This is a genomic window from Streptococcus sp. F0442 (genome assembly GCF_000314795.2).
Lineage (GTDB): Bacteria > Bacillota > Bacilli > Lactobacillales > Streptococcaceae > Streptococcus.
Genome location: NZ_KB373314.1, coordinates 516,299 through 533,455 on the forward strand (window position 1 = coordinate 516,299; position 17,157 = coordinate 533,455).

The window sequence follows — 17,157 nt, forward strand, 5'->3', positions numbered from 1 at the left end:
TACTCTTTATGTTCCTTCTATTTAATCTGCTCCAAGATCCTCTCTCCAAATATCCTTGACGGTCACATCCCCCCAATTATTGGAGCTAAAGCGACTAGAATTGATGGAGGTCCAGTCTTTCAGGACTTTATTACGGAGCACCTCATCTGCTTCCTTGCGAATATCTTCAACAGTCTTTCCATGCTCCGCCAGAAAGGCTTCCACTTGAGATTTGCGAAAATATCCTGAACTCTCATCATCATAGTACCACATATAACGATCAAATGTAGCGGATTTAGGATAATAATAGTAATTTACATTGATAGAATGATCTGTACTAGGAACTTTCAATCGAATGTCTATGAGCATATATGGACTCTTGGGGTCTGAAAAATGGAAAGAATAAATGAGATAAGTAACGTTATCTGGTAAAAATTTATCATCATATTCAACTCGATGTCTTTCAGACTCTTTCGAGTCAACATCAATAATTTTCATTTCTTTCAAATCTCTAAATGCCCTTCGGCGCCATAAAAACTCAACAGCATGGTAATCACTTTCTTCATAGTATATTTCATCAAAAATATTGTGAATCCGCTGATTCCTATAGTACTGAATGCCAGAAAAAGATAGGCAAAAAACTATAAACAGTGAAATTAAAAGCATTCTTTTCTTCTTCATGTTCTCCCTATCTCTTCTTTTTAATCTGAGAATAAACGAAACTGATTGTGGCATCCAAAAGAATTGCATATCCAAAAATTCTTATGGTTGCTATGAGCCAAATTGGGCTATTTTCAGCATCTATATTCAATAGTTTTAAAGACACTGCTAAAGTCAAAAATAAGACAACTTCTGTAATCAAGCGGTGCTTGGCCTTTTTGAGATCTATGGTTTTCAAAAAGAACTGACCCTGGTCTTTCTTCGGTCCTTCTTCCCAATAGGTCTTATCCTTACTTCTCAGATAAAGGAGATAGCCAACTTCGACGATTAATCTTGAAAAAGCTGAAGTAAAGACTATATTGCTCACAATCCCAAATGTTTGCACATAATAACCAGATAAACTAGACAACCCTCCGCCTAACACAGTGATTCCGAAAATAATCCAGAGGGAGGATTTGCTATAGACACTAGAGGCGGCGATAGAATTCCCAGCAGCTCGTTTTTCTGAAAACCCTCGTCCTAATTGCTTTTTTAACCAGCTGACATTATAAACCGTCAAACCGATAAATAAAACAGTGAAACTCAACCAATACATCAGCGAGTAGATCAGCGAATCTTTTAGAACCTCATTCGTTAAAATAGTGAGAATATAATCCATTAAAACTAATGAGAGATGGATCCCATTGATCAGTACAAAGAGCATCGTAGTACTAAAGAATTGATGCTTGTAGATGAATGGTTTGCTGAATGACATGATTTGACAGACCAGCATGAGTAATAGAAGGAGACACAGAAAGCGAAAAGGGACATTCGAAAAGGGATCTACTGTGAATTGCTCCTTGATAAAAAAGTATAGATGAGTCAGGTCGATGCTCCATACAAACAAACCCGCCCAGGCCAAACTCAACATTCTAACAGAAGCTCGCGTGGAACCCAGCGCTTGAAAATATTCCTTATTTAATGCTTCTGACTGACGGTTCATACCCCACTACTCCTCTTCTAGCTGACCGCTTTTGATTAACTTCTTATAATAGCGTTTGCTGTACCAGTCGCGGTCGCTAATTTCCAGATATTCCTTGTATTCCATCGGATACTTATGGATATAGTAGGCTTGCACAATGTGGGCATTGATAAGAAAGGCCACTAAATAAGCATAAGAAACAAACAAAACAATTAACAACAAGCCGAAAAGATAGAAATACCACAAAATCGGTAACTTATTTACCAGATGATCAACTAAAGATACAGAAAAAAGAAGGGCCATCATTCCTAGTGTCATCAACACGACTTTCTTCAGAATTGGTTTTGGCTCCTCATCATTTAATCGTCTCTTGAGATTTTGAATACTATTGATAACTATCCAAATAAAGAAAGCAATTCCCACTATCAACTGAAGCCAGAAGCCCAGCATAGTATAGGCATCGAAGGCTGCAGCACATGCTAAATAGAAGACTGCTAAAAATACAGAAGATGCCCACGGAAAATAGAAAGGGAAATAGGTAAAGACCTGACTGCTTAAGCGCTTCTTCGGCCAAAAAACAGGAATAGAAGCGAATAGATAAGTTAAGTAGAATAGCAGACTTATAGGTTTTAAAAACACCGCCATTGAACGAATCAAAACTGTTGAAGCATAAGAAATATAATATACTTCACCTTCTAAACCGATGTTACTTGGCATATGAATTGATATAAAATATCCTACAATGCCAAAAGCAAAAAACATACAAAAACCAACTGTAAAGAGCCGATTGAGAAAGCTCATATGAATGGGATTTGGCATTCCTGCTGTTAATGAATACTTCCCATAGGTTACGATCTTTTTACTGTCTTCGAAGTCAGCTCCAAATAAACTGGTTCTTTTCATTCCTTACTCCTCAATTCCTTCATTACTCTGGATTTACTCCTCTTCTAGCTGACCACTTTTGACCAACATTTTGTAATAGCGTTTGCTGTACCATTCACGGTCGCTAATTCCCAGATATTCTTTGTATTCCATCGGATACTTATGGATATAATAGGCTTGAACAATGTGGGCATTGATAAGAAAGGCCACTAAATAAGCATAAGAAACAAACAAAACAATTAACAACAAGCCGAAAAGATAGAAATACCACAAAATCGGTAACTTATTTACCAGATGATCAACTAAAGATACAGAAAAAAGAAGGGCCATCATTCCTAGTGTCATCAACACGACTTTCTTCAGAATTGGTTTTGGCTCCTCATCATTTAATCGTCTCTTGAGATTTTGAATACTATTGATAACTATCCAAATAAAGAAAGCAATTCCCACTATCAACTGAAGCCAGAAGCCCAGCAGAGTATAGGCATCATAGGCTACAGCACTCGCAAAGTAAAGTCCTGAAATAAACGCCCCAGATAACCACGGGAAATAAAAAGGAAAATAGGTCCAGAGTTGACTACTCAAGCGCTTCTTCGGCCAAAAAACTGGTATAGAAGCAACAAGAAAACCTACATAAACTAGGAGGCTAACAGGCTTTAAAAAAGCACCTATAGACCGAATTAAGATAGCAGCATCATAAGAAAGATAACGGACGTCTGTACCTTTCCCTAAATTACTAGGCAAAGAGATTAATAAAAAATAGACCATGATGCCAAAAAAGAAAAATACACAAAAAATAACTGTAAAGAGACGATTGAGAAGGCTCATATGGATAGGATTCGGCATCCCTGCTGTCAATGAATACTTCCCACTGGTTACAATTTTCTTACTGTTTTCAAAATCAGCACCAAATAAACCAATTCTTTTCATTCTTTACGCTCCACTGTCGTCCTGCTCTTTCTTAAAGAGCACTTTCCCTTGGCTGTATAGTTTCATAATTTTCACAAAACGAACTGGATTGTTTTGATTATACATTAGCACGAGTACATAGAATAATAATCCACCCATCCAGAATTCATTACCTAGTTCAATCTCCTGACCAAATTTTTGAGTACAGCTATAAAAAACATAGAACAAGTAGATATTAGTGGCAATGATTAGAAAACGAACGAATCGGAAGATTTTCGTTGACAACTTAGCTGGATCAAAGTTATCTTCCCCCACCATCAAGTTATGAGAAGCCGCATAGTAAAAGACCTTCTCTGTCGTCGGCCGGGCCTTGCGAACATTTTTATATAGCCCTCGTTCAAGAATCGCAAACAGGAACAAAAACTCTGCCAACCACAATAATAGGATAAAAGTCAGACTGGTCCAATTATAAACTCCTATACTCATTGCCGCAAGGAAGCCAAAGCCACCTGTTCCACCAGCCATGAAGAAAATCACCAATTCAGGAATATAGGCGTTGGTCTTTCGAGCCCCTTCAGTATTGAGCAAGACACTCTTGGGAGCAGCTAAAGCCTCCCGCGTCTTTTGGTCATAATAGACCGCCTGACCATCACATTCGCCGATAAAGACACGACGTCGTCCGAGAAAAAACATACATACCTCTTTCTAATCATGAAAATAAGTTCTTAAAATTCCCTAACCATTAGGAACAAGCTTCAAAATGAAAAATCTACTCCTCATATTCTGGGTGTTTGCGTACATAGCGTGCCGCCTGAACTCCGTCCACTATAAGAGCTGGGAAAACGAAGTTCATCAAGATGCCCAAGAAAACACCAAAAATACTCTCAATGTAGCCAGTAATAATAGCTGGCGCTAACAATACAGCCACAAAAGCAACTCCAACATTAAACAATCGCTCTTGCTTCTTGGCATTGTCTTTACCACCATAAGTCTCCCATCGGTTGAAAGCCCAGATTTTCCCCTGATTTTTAGGAAGATAATACCAGGAGTAGAGACCAATAGAAAAAAGTAGGATACAGAGAGCTACGAGATCGTAAATAAGTGCCCAGACTGAATAGATCCCGTCATCACCAACTAGCATAATCAAGCCTATAAAAGTCATGTCAACGATAAAAATCAAAACAAGTAAGGAAACAAAAAGATAGATAAAACTCTTAAATCTCACAATAAAACGATCAAAGAAAGAGAGTGGGATAGCTATACCACTAATAACCATGCAAACAATGAACAAGATTTTATAAATGCCGATATGATCGATATAGGTCGTACCAAAAATTCCTATAAAAGAGACTGCTAGTGTAATCCAAGGTAGAAGCTTGATATAGCCTAGACTAACCCCATCTGTAATCAAAGGGCCGTGGTAGCGTTCTTCGATCACTACTTGCTTTTTCTTTGAAGCTTTTGTCATGAACTCCCCCTACTTATCTGGTCTGATTGATTTTATCCAAGGAACCTATTTTCCAATCTCTACCTTCTACTTCAAAACTTGGTTTTCATCTTTCTGTAGTTCGGTGATGACAGGTTCTTGATCTGTTCCCATCCTCACTTCTAGATAGACATCTGGATCGTCATCAGCTCTACATATCACACTAATTTTTCCCTCCTCAAACCGTTGTGACAATTTCAAGATTCTAACGAAATTATTTTGATTGAACCCAACAAAAGCAACTCCCAACAAAAGACCTGCAAATATAATCTTAAAAATCTCTCCTCCAATCGGTTGCCCCAACAAGTCTTTAAAGCGGGAAATAAAATCATAGACATAGTAGAAACCTACTGCAGGAATAGTAAATAAGAGTGCATTAAAATATAAAAAAGCACCTTTACTAAAACCTTTTTCCGTCTTTTCCTCTTCGTCTTGATTTTCGTCATCGGGATAAATCATAGTAGTCAGACAAACCGTTTGGGTAGTCACTTGAGCTTTATTGACATTTCTATACAAGGCTCGTTCTACAAGGAGAGTGATAAAAGCAAATTCTGCTATCCAGATAAGAATAACACTCCAAAAAGTTGTCATGCTATAAGTTCCTTGTAAAAATAGACTAAAGAAGGAAGAAATGCCACTTCCGCTAGCTATAAAGAGAACAACTAATAGAGGAATATGTCGATTCATCTTATTTGACTTCTCTGTATCTAATAGTTTACTCTTTGGCGCCTCTAAAACTTCATGGGTCTGACGATCAAAATAAATAGCTTTGTCGTAATATTGATTCAAATAAAAACGACGTCTTCTAAAAAACATATCCGTCCCTTTCTCACCCAAGTCTATTTCAAGTATTTCTTGGCATAGTCTTCGTAGCTTGGTTGCTTGTTTTTATCCCTATCCTACAAAAGTCTCGGACTCCTTCACTCGCTTGTAAAACAGCCCTAGACTCATAGGATTGTGAAAAATTGCATAGAACTAGTATACCATAAAAGCTAGGTGTCAGAATGAATCTGAGCATAAGAGAGAGTGGGACAGAAATCGGTCATTCGTTAGAATTCGATTACGTCGTCCCACCTCCGTACAGTTGAGTAGGGCTGTAAAAGCTGATGAAATCAGCGTGGTAGAGCCCACTCAACCACTGTGTCTTGCTCAACAATCCCAAAATAATTGAGAGGCTAGGACTTTTGTCCCAGCCTCTTGTCTCAATCATCCTAGTGAACTTTCTTTGAAGAATTCTTCCTGACAGCTCATCCTACAAGCCTTTTGCCAGCTCTCCTAATTTTTCGATCCGATCATGAAGGGTTTCTACATTGATATTTTCGTGCTGGTAATCGCACAACACACCATTCTCATAAAAGACTTGCTCCGGTAGCTGGACCTGCGGTGGCTGAGGACACTCAATCATGACCACACTGAAGACTCCACCAGGCCCTGTCTGCTCCAGAGTATTACCCACAAAATGATAGGTAAAGGCTCTAAATTGCCAGTCCTTGTAAGCACCTGAGATCACATAGGATACCTTTCGCTCATGACCACGGCCAAAGGGATAGTGCGTAAAGTTGGCATATTTTTCAACAAAGGGACTTTGGAAAGGAGTGATGGTCCGATCCTGATCCATCTTCTTCTTCGAATAATCTCTGTAATAGTCATTCCCCTGTGCTCGATCAAATTGGTAACCATGCGAGGAAGCAAAAGCCTGATACTCCTTATTGCTTTTCTGAGCATAACTGACGGCCCAATAAACAATCCCTACAACAAAAGCTGAAATGACAACTATTAAGATCAAAATTAAGATAACAACATCCATACCATACTCCTTCTATTATAAATCGAGAGAACCACTGAAAAAGGTTCCCAAGACCCTTGCATTTTACAAGTTTTAGCAGGGATTGTCAAGGTGATCCATAATATTATATGTATAAAAACTTGAACTGTTTCATTCATCTATACTTCTCCAAACACCATCCCCCTATTATCCCCCCACTTATGGTATGATGGTAGAGTATGTTTAGGTGCCAAGCTACTTGAGCACCTCCGTGTTAAAAGGAGACGATAATGAAAATTGCATGGAATGAAATTAAATACCAACCCAAGAAGTTTATCCTGATTGAACTTCTCATTACCATTCTCATGTTTATGGTGGTGTTTTTGTCCGGCCTGACAAATGGACTGGGCCGTTCAGTATCGGCCCAAATCGATAACTATGGGGCCCTGCACTACATCCTTTCGACGGATTCAGAAGGGATTATCCCCTTTTCAACCATTACGGCGAAAGATATAGATGAAGTCCAAAAGATAGAAGGGATGGACTATTCTGGCTTGTCGATCCAGCGGGCAACCGTCTCAAAATCAGAGGATTCCAATACCCTGGATATCACCTACTTCGCGACCGATCACAATGAAAAAGAAATCCTCAATCCAATCATGGAAGGTGCCGATCTCAAGATCTCCGACTTACAGAAAAACGAGGTTATTTTAGACCATTCTTTCAAAGAGGATGAGGGAATCCAAATCGGCGATCAAGTGATCGACAAAACCTCTAAGCAAAAACTCAAGGTCGTGGCCTTTTCGAAAAATGCCAAATACGGCTATAGCGAGATTGGTTTTATCAGCTCGGAGACCTACACAGGCATGCGGCAAAAAACAGATCCAAGCTATCAATGGCAAGCCCAAACCCTTGTGACCAAGAAGAGCATCACTTCTAACGATCTATCCAGCAACTTGATGGTGGCAGATAAGAAGCAAGTGATTGATAAAATCCCTGGCTACAAGGCTCAAAACCTGACGCTACGGATGATTACTTGGGTGCTCTTGCTTGCTTCTTCTGCTATCCTTGGGGTCTTCTTCTATATCCTCACCCTGCAAAAGTTAAAACAGTTTGGTGTCCTAAAGGCCATTGGCATGTCCATGAGCCAGATTACCTATGTCCAACTATCCCAGCTCACCATTATCTCCCTTATCGGAGTACTGCTGGGTCTTGGCTTGGCAACCATGATGGCGCCATTTTTACCCAATAGCGTCCCTTCCTTTATGACCCTGAAAGACAACCTCACCATCTCGGTTAGCTTTATCCTGACCTCTATTTTGTGTGGTGCCTTGTCCCTTGTCAAAATCAAAAAAGTAGATCCAATCGAAGTCATTGGTGGAAATGGAGAATAAGATGGCCATTATCGCATTAGAAAATATCAGAAAATCCTACGCCGATGGCAACCAGATGCACCATGTCCTCAACCAGCTAGAGTTAAGCGTCGAACCCAACGAATTTGTAGCCATCTTGGGCCCTTCAGGATCTGGTAAATCCACTCTCTTAGCTATCGCTGGTTTACTCTTATCAGCGGACGAGGGGCGGATTTCTATCGCTGGCCAAGACTTGACTGGCCTCAACCAAGGTCAGTGGACGCAAAAACGCCTAGAATTGCTCGGCTTTATCTTTCAAGATCACCAGCTCCTCTCCTATATGAAAATCGGTGACCAGTTAGAACTGGTGGCCAAATTGAAGGGGGAAAAGGACAAGAAAAAACGCCAAGAGGAAGTCAAAACCTTATTGGCAGATCTTGGCATCGAAGCTTGTTACCACCAATACCCGAATCAGATGTCCGGTGGGCAAAAACAACGGGCAGCCATCGCTCGAGCCTTCATCGGAAATCCGCAGGTCATTTTAGCTGATGAACCAACCGCTAGCCTAGACCCAGATCGAGGGCAAGAAATCGCCCAGTTGATCCGGAAAGAAGTCAAATCCAAAAACAAGAGCGCCATCATGGTGACCCATGACCGCTCCATCCTGACCTATGTGGATACCATTTATGAATTAAAACACGGCCAGTTGCTAAAGGTAGAAAAGGTTGATTAAATACAAACTAGCGAACAAGAATCTCTCTTGTTCGCTAGTTTTTTATTCTTGCGGATCTTTGGGCAGTTCCATACGGAAGCGTAAGCCCATAGCCGTTTTATCAAATTGGTAGGCCAGTTCCTCATGGTCTAGCAAGTGTTGGACCACGAAGAGCCCCAAGCCACCTTCCTTCTTCTGGCGGCTAGCAGTCATTGGCATCTCAGCGGTCTCTACCATTTCCTGGCTGGTATTTTCAACCGCCAAGTGCGTCCCTTCTTCTTCGAGACGGAGCTGGATCTCTCCACCGGCATCCGAATGCTTGACGGCATTACTAATGACATTTGAGAGAACCAATTTCAGAATGGCTGGGTCCATATAAACTGCTTTATCAGGGATTTGATTGTCAATCGTGAGCGCGCGGGATTGAGCCAAGACCTTGTACTGGTCGAGGATCTGCTCTAAGACTTGATCCAGCTGGATCCACTCCTTGTCTCCGGCCAATTCTTGGACAGAGGACAGGGATAGAATTTCCAGGACGATCTGGTTCATCTCATCGACGATATCGAGAGAGACCGACAGATAGCGGTCCCGATCCTTGTAGCGACCGATCTTATCCCGCATATTTTCTAGGATAATCTTCAAGCTGGCCAGAGGCGTCTTGAGCTCATGCGAAGCCCCACGTAGGAATTCCACCTTCATCTGCTCCAACTTCAGATTTTCCTGTTTCTGTTGCTCTAGATTGTCGATCACCTCTAAAAGATGATGATAGAGGTCGTTGATCTGTTGCTTGAGAACACCGATCTCATCCTGCGAATGAATGGGGAGACTAGCTGTCCGATCCAAGCGCTTCATCCGCTTGGTCATCTGCTTGATCTCCAGGATCGGAGCAGAAATCATGCGGGCATAGAGATAGGAGGCAATTAGCGACAGAACAAAGGAAGCAAGGAGACTATAGGGAAGAAAGCCCAGACTGATGTCCCGCGCTTCCTTTTGCGAATCGACAGTCGCTAAGAATTGCAAGGTCAAGTCTTTCCCCTCTTTGGTCTGAATCTTTCGCTCTTCAATGACCAGGGAATTGTTCTGGCTGTCAGGGTTCAGGAGCAAGTCATCCTTGACCTCTAGGGCATTTTGTTTTTGCTTGCCTTTGATAGACACCTTGATATCATTGGTCTTGGAATAAAGGTCGATGACCGACTCAATGGTCCCTTCTTCCTGGCCCTGGAAACTCTTAGCCAGGGCTTGCGATTTCTTCAAAATCGTCTGGCGCTGGGACTCGATATAGGTCGATGGAAAAATAAAGTAAACCGAAGCATGGAGAAGGATGACTAAGCTACTAAAAAGGGCAAAGGTGATCAGAAAGATTTTTGCAAAGATACTCCGTTTGGTCATGGTCTCTCCAATTTATAGCCGACATTGCGTACCGTTACGATACAGTCCAGCTCTAGTTTTTTTCGTAGTTCCTTGATATAGACATCGATCACCCGGTCAAAAGGAATCTCCTCCGTCTCCTTCCAGACGGCATCGAGGATTTGAGAGCGGGTCCGGGCCTTGCCCTCATGCTGGAGCAAATATTCCAAGATTTCCAACTCCTTGGCATTCATGGAAATTGCTTGGCCTGCTAGGCTGGCTGTGTAGCTCTCAAAATCCACCCGTGCCTCTCCATAGGTGAAGACCCGTGAAGGCTGGAGCTTTTTAAAAATAGCTTCGATACGGACCTTCAAAAGGGACAAGGAGAAGGGTTTTTCCAGATAGCCATCTGCCAACTCTCCAAAGGCCGTCAACTTATAGTCCTCATCATGGAAGGCCGTCAGCATGAGAACAGGGACTGAGCTGGTCTTCCGGATGGTCTTGAGCACTTCCAAGCCATTGAGGATAGGAAGCTGGATGTCTAGCAAGACTAGATCCGGCGCTTCTCTGTGAAAGAGGTCCAGGGCCTCCTGCCCATCGCCTGCTTCAAAGACTTCATAGCCACATTCCATAAGATAGTCGCTCATCCCTTCTCGAATCAGGACTTCATCTTCTACGATTAGTATCTTCATACACTTTCCTTTTTATCTAAGAAACTTCTACCTCCTATTATACCCTATTTCTATTTTAGGAAACAATCTCTTATTCGACATCCACCAAAAGTTCCTTTGGTTTCTTATGCAAGAGCCATTGTGAAGAAAGGATGGATACGAGAATCAAGAGGAGCCCACCGACCAAGACAATCACCAGCAATTGGCTCGGTTGGATGTCCATATGGAGATCTGTCAGGGTCTTACTGAAGCTTTCCGCCTCAGCTCCTCCACCAAGGTTGGCTGCAGAAGATTCTTGAGCCATTTGTTTGGCAATGCCACTGGTGACGTTTTTGAGCACCGTATCTCCGACTGCTTTGGCAAGAAGTCCTGCAACTCCATAGGAGAGGAGGAAGGCTGGGATGGAAATCATGACTAATTCTGCCACGAATTGTCCCGCAATCTGCACCTTAGAAAGTCCTAAAGCCAGCAAGATACCCACTTCTCTGCGACGGGCATTGAGCCACAAGACGAGGAGAAGGGTGAGAAGCAAGCTAGCAAAGATGAGGCTACCGATAAACAAGTAGTCCGCCACTTGGAACATGCTGCTGATCGATTTTTGCAAGGCTGGGTAGTTGGAAGAGCTCTTAACCAAGTCAAAGTAATTCCATGGGATATCCAAGGCTTTGATTTTTTCGATTAATTTATCGAGGTCTTGATCCCCTTTGGCAAAGAAGGTCGCATCCTCATAGGTAGCTGTTTGAACAGTATTGCCATAGAGCTTGGCAGCTGTATCTAGGTCAGAAATGAGGGTATCTTCATACAATTCTTGGGCGTAAGTTAGAGGAGCTTGGTTCTTCCCTGAGAACAGACCTTTAATGGTTACTTCGACAGTTTCATTAGCCCCTTTTTCATTGTCAGCATCGTAGAGATTGGACTTGAGACGCACCTTATCGCCCACCTTGAGACCATTCTTTTTCGCCAAATCTTCGTGCATGAGGATTTGGTTTTTGTCCTTGTCTGTCAGGTGCTCTCCTTGGACCAGCTTGTAGGCTCCAGAGACAAACTTATCTTCTTTAGAAGAGTCATTGACCCCTGTCACCATCAAGGTGTTCTTAAAGTGCTTGGCCCGCTCTGGAGATTGATTTTGCAGGGTTTCTTCAGTCTCAATAATCTCGTGGTCTAGGATATCTGCGATGGCATTGATCCGCTTGATGGAGGAGGTGATCCCCTCTACCTGGCTGATTTTTTCGATATCTTCTCCTCTGAGATTCCCAGCTCCCCGAGGGGTTCCTGGATTGGTCCTGCGGTTGATCTGCATGGAGAAGCTATTGGTGATGGATCCCAGGCTTTCCGATGAAGCTTGTTGGGTCGCTCCCTTCATGGAGAGTCCAATCAAGCTCAAGGTCCCCATGAGGAGAATGATGGCAAAGAGCAAGAGAGACTTGGGCCATTTACGTGTGATATAAGCAAAAGCATTTCGCAACATAGCATTCCCTCCTTACTTGCTCTTCTCAACGAGGCTACGGCGACTCAATTCCAAGACCACATCGGAGGCCTCTGCCACTTCCTTACTGTGGGTGACGACAATGACACATTTTTGACGTTCCTTGGCCAACTTCTTCAAAATGGCAATAATGTCACCGGCTGTCTGTTCATCTAAGTTTCCTGTCGGCTCATCTGCCAAGATGACAGGTGCTTCTGAAACGAGCGCACGCGCAATGGCCACCCGCTGTTGTTGTCCTCCAGATAATTGCAGGACATTGCGTTTGATTTGCGTTTCGTCCAATCCCAATTCCAAGAGAATCTCTTTCCCAGCCTGTTTGTTAACCAGACGGACATTTTCCAGTGGCGTCAAATAATCGATTAGATTGTAATTCTGGAAGACCAGGGAGACATGGTGCTTGCGGTGGTAGCTAGACCCTTTGGTCTGGATGTCCTCCCCATCAAAGAGAACCTGACCCTTCTTGGGATTGTCCAGACCAGCCAAGAGGGAGAGGAGGGTCGATTTCCCAGTTCCTGACTGACCAATAATACTGTAAAATGTCCCATTTTCGAACTGATAGTTCACATTTGAGAGGATATCTTCACTATAGCTTTGGTAACTATAGGCTACATTCTTGAGTTCTAACATATGTGTCATTTCTCCTTAACTCATTTTTGTTAATATTTCTTTTGGGGTCTTGCGCCAGATCATGCTGGTCGTTACACCGAGCGACAGAAGGATCAAGCACAAGAGGCTAGCATAGGCGATTCCTAAGGAAAGGCCTTGAGGGACTTGGTTGAGCAAGTCTAGGGTCTGCTGTTGACCCGTCTGTCCGACAAACTGCTCTAAAAAACGATGGCTGACCATCCGCCCGATGAGAAAGCCTGGGATCACCGCTAGTAAGGATACCAGCACCACTTCCAAGAGGAACTGTCTAAAGATCCGGCCCTTGCTCTTCCCAATGGATAAGAGCACCCCGATTTCATGGATCCGCTCCCGTGTCCAGAGACTGAGTAAGAGCGATAGAGCACCTGCTCCCGTCACTAGGAGGACGATCATCATGATCCGTACCAGGCCTTCTAGGGTCTGGGAGGATTCTTTCATCTGGTCAAAGGCCTTGCGATCTTCGACCAAACGGAGAGACTGCCAATCCAGATCCAAGCTTTTGACTTGCTTCAAGAGGGCATCGATTTTCTCAGGATCTTTGACGCCAAAGGTGACCTGGGTCACTTCTTGCTGACTGAGACCTAGGAGCTTGGTCGCATCCTCATAAGGGAGGTAGACTTGGTTTTCACTCAGATCTGAGGTCATCCCTGTGAATTTTTCCTGTTTCTTACCCGAAAAAATGCCAACGATTTTAAAGGTTTGCTCTTTGGCAGGAGTCTCTCCCATCTGAAAGCTGGATAAAGTCAAGGAATCTCCGACCTTTAGCTTGTTCTTCTTAGCCAACTCTTGGTGGATCAAGATCTGGCCGCGAGCCTGATCGGATAAGTGCTTGCCTTGCACCAGTTGGAAACTACCACTGCGGAAATCCAGGTGCTGGTCTGTCTTCTGGGTGAAAACAGCGCCTAGCGCTTGCTTGGCTTCCTGCCCCAAATCGTCCCGCTCTACCGACTGCTGTCCCGTCACCGCTTCTTTACCAAGAATGCGAACGGGACTTTCATATTGAGGAACCATGGCTCCCACCCCAGCTAGTCGCTGCACCTTTTCAGCCTCCTTCAGCGCAAAGGGAGTATTCCCCTGCTTACTGGTCAGGGCAAAACTGGTCCCAGCCGACTGTTTGATATGGTCCTCCAGCCTTCCTCCTACTTGCATCAGTGAAAAACAGAAATATAAGCAAGAGAGGATCAAGAGGAGAATCAGAAAGAGAACCAGATTCCTCGTTCTTTTTCGAGTAATATAGGCAATTGCCTGTTGTAAGAGCATGAACTCACCCTCCATTTCAAAGCCCACAGCGATGCATTGTGGACGCTTTCATCATTTGTTGCTTTCATTATAGAGGACAAATGTGAAATGTTTATGAAATAGAAAAAATTTCCTAGAAAAATCTAGGAAAGCTGAGCAGTCGTTCAGAGTCACTTCATCTATCGCCATAGAAAAAAACCTTTGAAAAAAGATTTCTTTTCAAAGGTTTTATTTTCTTTTCTTCTTCATTTCTTTTTCAATGGCATTAGCAATTTTCTCCACCATATAGGCCGTTTGAAGATTGCGCAAGATCAAGACGGCCCAAAAGAATGCAAAGAGCATCTGACCCGCCATGGTCGCTTCATTGAAAAAATAAGTCTCCATAGCAGTAAAGACTGCTAGCATCACAAATTGTTTTGTATTCATATCATTATTCTACCATGAATCAGTAAAAAATTCATGTATTAATCGTCTTGAAGGGTAATTTTATCGGATAGGAAGGTAAATTCCTCAGGGATGAAACTTTCCTCTTCTTCCACCACTTCCGCTTTCTGTCCACGCGTCTTAGCTGAAAACTCTGCCCGGATTTGAGTCCACTCCTCTAGAGAAACCGCTAAAATCTCTGGAGAAAAGCCAGCAGCATTGCTGAGGATATTTCCAAACATGGTATTGAGGTTGTCCCGCTTCATGGTCTGTTCAGCATTAAAGGCAGACTCAAAGGCTAAAATCGCATGATTTTCATTGGCGGCGACCGGCTGGGATCCGATTAAGAGAGCCTTGTCTGCGCCTGCCAAGCTCTCGATAATTTCCCCCCATGCATTCTGAAGACGGATCAAGTTGGTTCGTGCCAACTCTGGGTTTTCGACCGCCTCTTGCAAAATGGCGTTGACCTTATTGCGATCTGCCCGATAGCCCTTGCTAGACTTGGTTGGACGAGCTACTGTCGGTTTTGAAGCAGGAAGGCTAGCACCGGCCTGGATCAATTGTTGCTTTAGCTGAGCGACTTCTTTCTTCAAGTCTTCCAGCTGAGCTAGCACATTGGAAGGAAGTTCAACTACTGCGGCGTTGGAAGCTTGAGATGTGCTTTCAGCCAATTTAATGGTCATCATTTCAGTATAAATGCGCGGTTGCAGGCTGTTTTTGATATCTGCTAGACTAGTCGTCGCCTGATCAATCATAGCAAAGAGACGAGCTTGATCGGCTGCAAGGTTGGCTGCGAATAAATCACTAGCATGGGTATTTTCTCCACCTGTTTGGACAATCAAGAGATCTCTCAGGTATTGAAGTAAGTCCGTAACAAAGCGGGCCATGTTCTTTCCATTATCAAAGATAATCGCAAGTTGGTCCAGCGCAGCCGTCGCATCATGAGCTAGGATGGCAGCCACGTACTGATCGAGCGCAGCTAGACTGATGGAGCCCGTGATCTCTTCAGCAATCGCGGTCGTCAACTCACTACCCGCAGTCAGACTTAGGGCTTGGTCTAAAATCGACAAGGCATCCCGCATCCCACCTTCAGCGCGCCGGGCGATGATCTGGACAGCATCTGCTTCATAGGCAATCCCTTCAGTAGCTAGGATATTTTCCAAATGCTGGACAATATCTGGCAGTTTGATGGATTTGAATTCAAAGCGTTGGACCCGTGACAAAATAGTTGCAGGAATTTTGTGCAACTCTGTCGTTGCGAGGATAAAAACCACATTTTCCGTCGGCTCTTCCAGCGTCTTCAACAAGGCATTAAAGGCCCCTGTCGAGAGCATGTGGACCTCATCGATAATGTAGACTTTGTGCTTGGCTAGACTCGGAGCATAGGTCGACTTGTCGCGAATATCGCGAATTTCATCGACCCCATTGTTAGAGGCTGCATCGATCTCGATTACATCTTCTAGACTCCCATTGGTGATGGATTCACAGATATAGCAGTCGTTACACGGCTCCCCATTGACTTGATTAGGACAGTTCATAGCCTTAGCAAAGATCTTGGCCACACTCGTTTTCCCAGTTCCACGAGGTCCAGAAAAGAGATAAGCATGGCTGATCTTGTCCTGCTCCACTGCCTGCCTCAATGTCCGTGCCACCACTTGCTGGCCGACCAATTGACCAAAGGTCTGGCTACGGTATTTCCGATATAAAGCTTGATACATTAGTTCTTAACTCCAAACATCTTAAAGTCCCAATTTGTCTTTTCGATCAAGATGGTGACAAACTCTTCCAAATACTCTTGATCCAGCTGATCGTAGTCAGAGACGCATTCTGAGTCCAGGTCTAAAACCCCAAGGAGTTGACCGTCCTTGACCATAGGCACCACAATTTCACTCATAGCCCTACTATCACAGGAAATATAGTTGGCATGTTGGCGGACATCATCGACAATCATGGTTTCTTGCTTCTGGGCCACTTCTCCACAGACACCCTTTCCAAGTGCGATGTGGACACAAGAGACACCACCCTGAAAGGGTCCCAAGATTAATTCCGTTTGGTCATACAAATAAAAACCCGCAAAGACAGAACGAGGCAGGGCTTGATTTAAGAGAGCACTGGCGTTAGACAAATTGGCCAAGGCATTGCTTTCTCCTGTTAAGAGAGCGTCTAACTGTGCCAGTAAAAGTTGGTATTGTGATTCTTTTTCCGATTGTTTCATACCTTCCATTATACCAAATCTTTGCCCAAAAATTAAGCTTCAAACAGTGAAAGAAAAGAGAGTGGGACAGAAATCGGTCATTCGTTAGAATTCGATTTCGTCGTCCCACCTCCGCACAGTTGAGTAGGGCTGTAAAAGCTGATGAAATCAGCGTAGTAGAGCCCACTCAACTACTGCGTCTTGCTTGACAATCCAAAGATAATTGAGAGGCTAGGACTTTTGTCCCAGCCTCTGGAATATAGATAAACTAATTTTGGGTATTCGGATTTTATGGTGGAAAAGGGCTTATAAATCACCCTTCTCCAAATTCTTAATAAGTGTGGAAAAATCGACACCTAAGTTGTCTGTAATGTCGAAATCATCAGTGTTAAATTATTTTTGTGACCACAAATTCACTTAGAAAATCCCTTAAAGCATTAGCTGGT

General features: G+C 43.3%; 18 protein-coding genes. 2 read left to right on the forward strand and 16 right to left on the reverse strand.

Annotated elements, in window-relative coordinates:
- Positions 1 to 21: 21 nt before the first annotated feature.
- The 8 genes from HMPREF9186_RS02675 to HMPREF9186_RS02710 form a co-directional block, all read right to left on the reverse strand.
- Entirely contained in the window at positions 22 to 660 is a 639-nt protein-coding gene (locus HMPREF9186_RS02675; protein WP_009731283.1) for a TipC family immunity protein, read from the reverse strand.
- A gap of 7 nt (positions 661 to 667) precedes the next feature.
- Positions 668 to 1,621 (reverse strand): hypothetical protein, encoded by a 954-nt coding sequence (locus tag HMPREF9186_RS02680; RefSeq protein ID WP_009731284.1) that lies wholly within the window; start codon positions 1,619 to 1,621, stop codon positions 668 to 670.
- Positions 1,622 to 1,627: 6 nt separating this feature from the next.
- Positions 1,628 to 2,503, reverse strand: a complete 876-nt coding sequence (locus HMPREF9186_RS02685; RefSeq protein WP_009731285.1) for a hypothetical protein — start codon at positions 2,501 to 2,503, stop codon at positions 1,628 to 1,630.
- A 33-nt stretch (positions 2,504 to 2,536) separates the two neighbouring features.
- The gene (locus tag HMPREF9186_RS02690; RefSeq protein ID WP_009731286.1) at positions 2,537 to 3,412 is read right to left on the reverse strand and encodes a hypothetical protein; all 876 of its coding nucleotides are present in this window, start codon (positions 3,410 to 3,412) and stop codon (positions 2,537 to 2,539) included.
- Between the two features lie 3 nt (positions 3,413 to 3,415).
- Positions 3,416 to 4,084 carry a hypothetical protein gene (locus HMPREF9186_RS02695; protein WP_009731287.1) on the reverse strand — a complete coding sequence of 223 codons (669 nt, stop codon included), beginning with the start codon at positions 4,082 to 4,084 and terminating at the stop codon, positions 3,416 to 3,418.
- A gap of 76 nt (positions 4,085 to 4,160) precedes the next feature.
- Positions 4,161 to 4,859, reverse strand: coding sequence for a hypothetical protein (locus tag HMPREF9186_RS02700; protein WP_009731288.1), 699 nt, complete (start codon positions 4,857 to 4,859; stop codon positions 4,161 to 4,163).
- 66 nt (positions 4,860 to 4,925) lie between these two features.
- Complete coding sequence (locus HMPREF9186_RS02705; protein WP_009731289.1) at positions 4,926 to 5,693, reverse strand: hypothetical protein; 768 nt, start codon at positions 5,691 to 5,693, stop codon at positions 4,926 to 4,928.
- Positions 5,694 to 6,129: 436 nt separating this feature from the next.
- Entirely contained in the window at positions 6,130 to 6,684 is a 555-nt protein-coding gene (locus HMPREF9186_RS02710; RefSeq protein WP_009731290.1) for a hypothetical protein, read from the reverse strand.
- Positions 6,685 to 6,932: 248 nt separating this feature from the next.
- Between HMPREF9186_RS02710 and HMPREF9186_RS02715 the strand changes: the two genes are divergently transcribed.
- Positions 6,933 to 8,036 (forward strand): ABC transporter permease, encoded by a 1,104-nt coding sequence (locus tag HMPREF9186_RS02715; protein WP_009731291.1) that lies wholly within the window; start codon positions 6,933 to 6,935, stop codon positions 8,034 to 8,036.
- Between the two features lies 1 nt (position 8,037).
- Complete coding sequence (locus HMPREF9186_RS02720) at positions 8,038 to 8,727, forward strand: ABC transporter ATP-binding protein (RefSeq protein ID WP_009731292.1); 690 nt, start codon at positions 8,038 to 8,040, stop codon at positions 8,725 to 8,727.
- Positions 8,728 to 8,769: 42 nt separating this feature from the next.
- Here the strand turns inward: HMPREF9186_RS02720 and HMPREF9186_RS02725 are convergent, their stop codons facing one another.
- From HMPREF9186_RS02725 to HMPREF9186_RS02760, 8 genes are all read right to left on the reverse strand, one after another.
- Positions 8,770 to 10,095 carry a sensor histidine kinase gene (locus HMPREF9186_RS02725; RefSeq protein WP_009731293.1) on the reverse strand — a complete coding sequence of 442 codons (1,326 nt, stop codon included), beginning with the start codon at positions 10,093 to 10,095 and terminating at the stop codon, positions 8,770 to 8,772.
- Positions 10,092 to 10,745 carry a response regulator transcription factor gene (locus HMPREF9186_RS02730; protein ID WP_009731294.1) on the reverse strand — a complete coding sequence of 218 codons (654 nt, stop codon included), beginning with the start codon at positions 10,743 to 10,745 and terminating at the stop codon, positions 10,092 to 10,094. The genes HMPREF9186_RS02725 and HMPREF9186_RS02730 overlap by 4 nt, the downstream gene beginning before the upstream one ends.
- A gap of 70 nt (positions 10,746 to 10,815) precedes the next feature.
- Entirely contained in the window at positions 10,816 to 12,192 is a 1,377-nt protein-coding gene (locus tag HMPREF9186_RS02735) for an ABC transporter permease (protein WP_009731295.1), read from the reverse strand.
- Between the two features lie 12 nt (positions 12,193 to 12,204).
- Positions 12,205 to 12,837 (reverse strand): ABC transporter ATP-binding protein, encoded by a 633-nt coding sequence (locus HMPREF9186_RS02740; RefSeq protein WP_009731296.1) that lies wholly within the window; start codon positions 12,835 to 12,837, stop codon positions 12,205 to 12,207.
- Between the two features lie 15 nt (positions 12,838 to 12,852).
- Positions 12,853 to 14,115: an ABC transporter permease gene (locus HMPREF9186_RS02745; protein ID WP_009731297.1), complete on the reverse strand. Its 1,263-nt coding sequence runs from the start codon at positions 14,113 to 14,115 to the stop codon at positions 12,853 to 12,855.
- Positions 14,116 to 14,322: 207 nt separating this feature from the next.
- Complete coding sequence (locus HMPREF9186_RS02750) at positions 14,323 to 14,520, reverse strand: DUF3272 family protein (protein WP_009731298.1); 198 nt, start codon at positions 14,518 to 14,520, stop codon at positions 14,323 to 14,325.
- Between the two features lie 38 nt (positions 14,521 to 14,558).
- Entirely contained in the window at positions 14,559 to 16,235 is a 1,677-nt protein-coding gene (dnaX, locus tag HMPREF9186_RS02755; protein WP_009731299.1) for a DNA polymerase III subunit gamma/tau, read from the reverse strand.
- A complete protein-coding gene (locus HMPREF9186_RS02760) occupies positions 16,235 to 16,732 on the reverse strand; it encodes a GAF domain-containing protein (protein ID WP_009731300.1) in 498 nt (165 codons plus the stop codon). The genes dnaX and HMPREF9186_RS02760 overlap by 1 nt, the downstream gene beginning before the upstream one ends.
- Between the last annotated feature and the right edge of the window lie 425 nt (positions 16,733 to 17,157).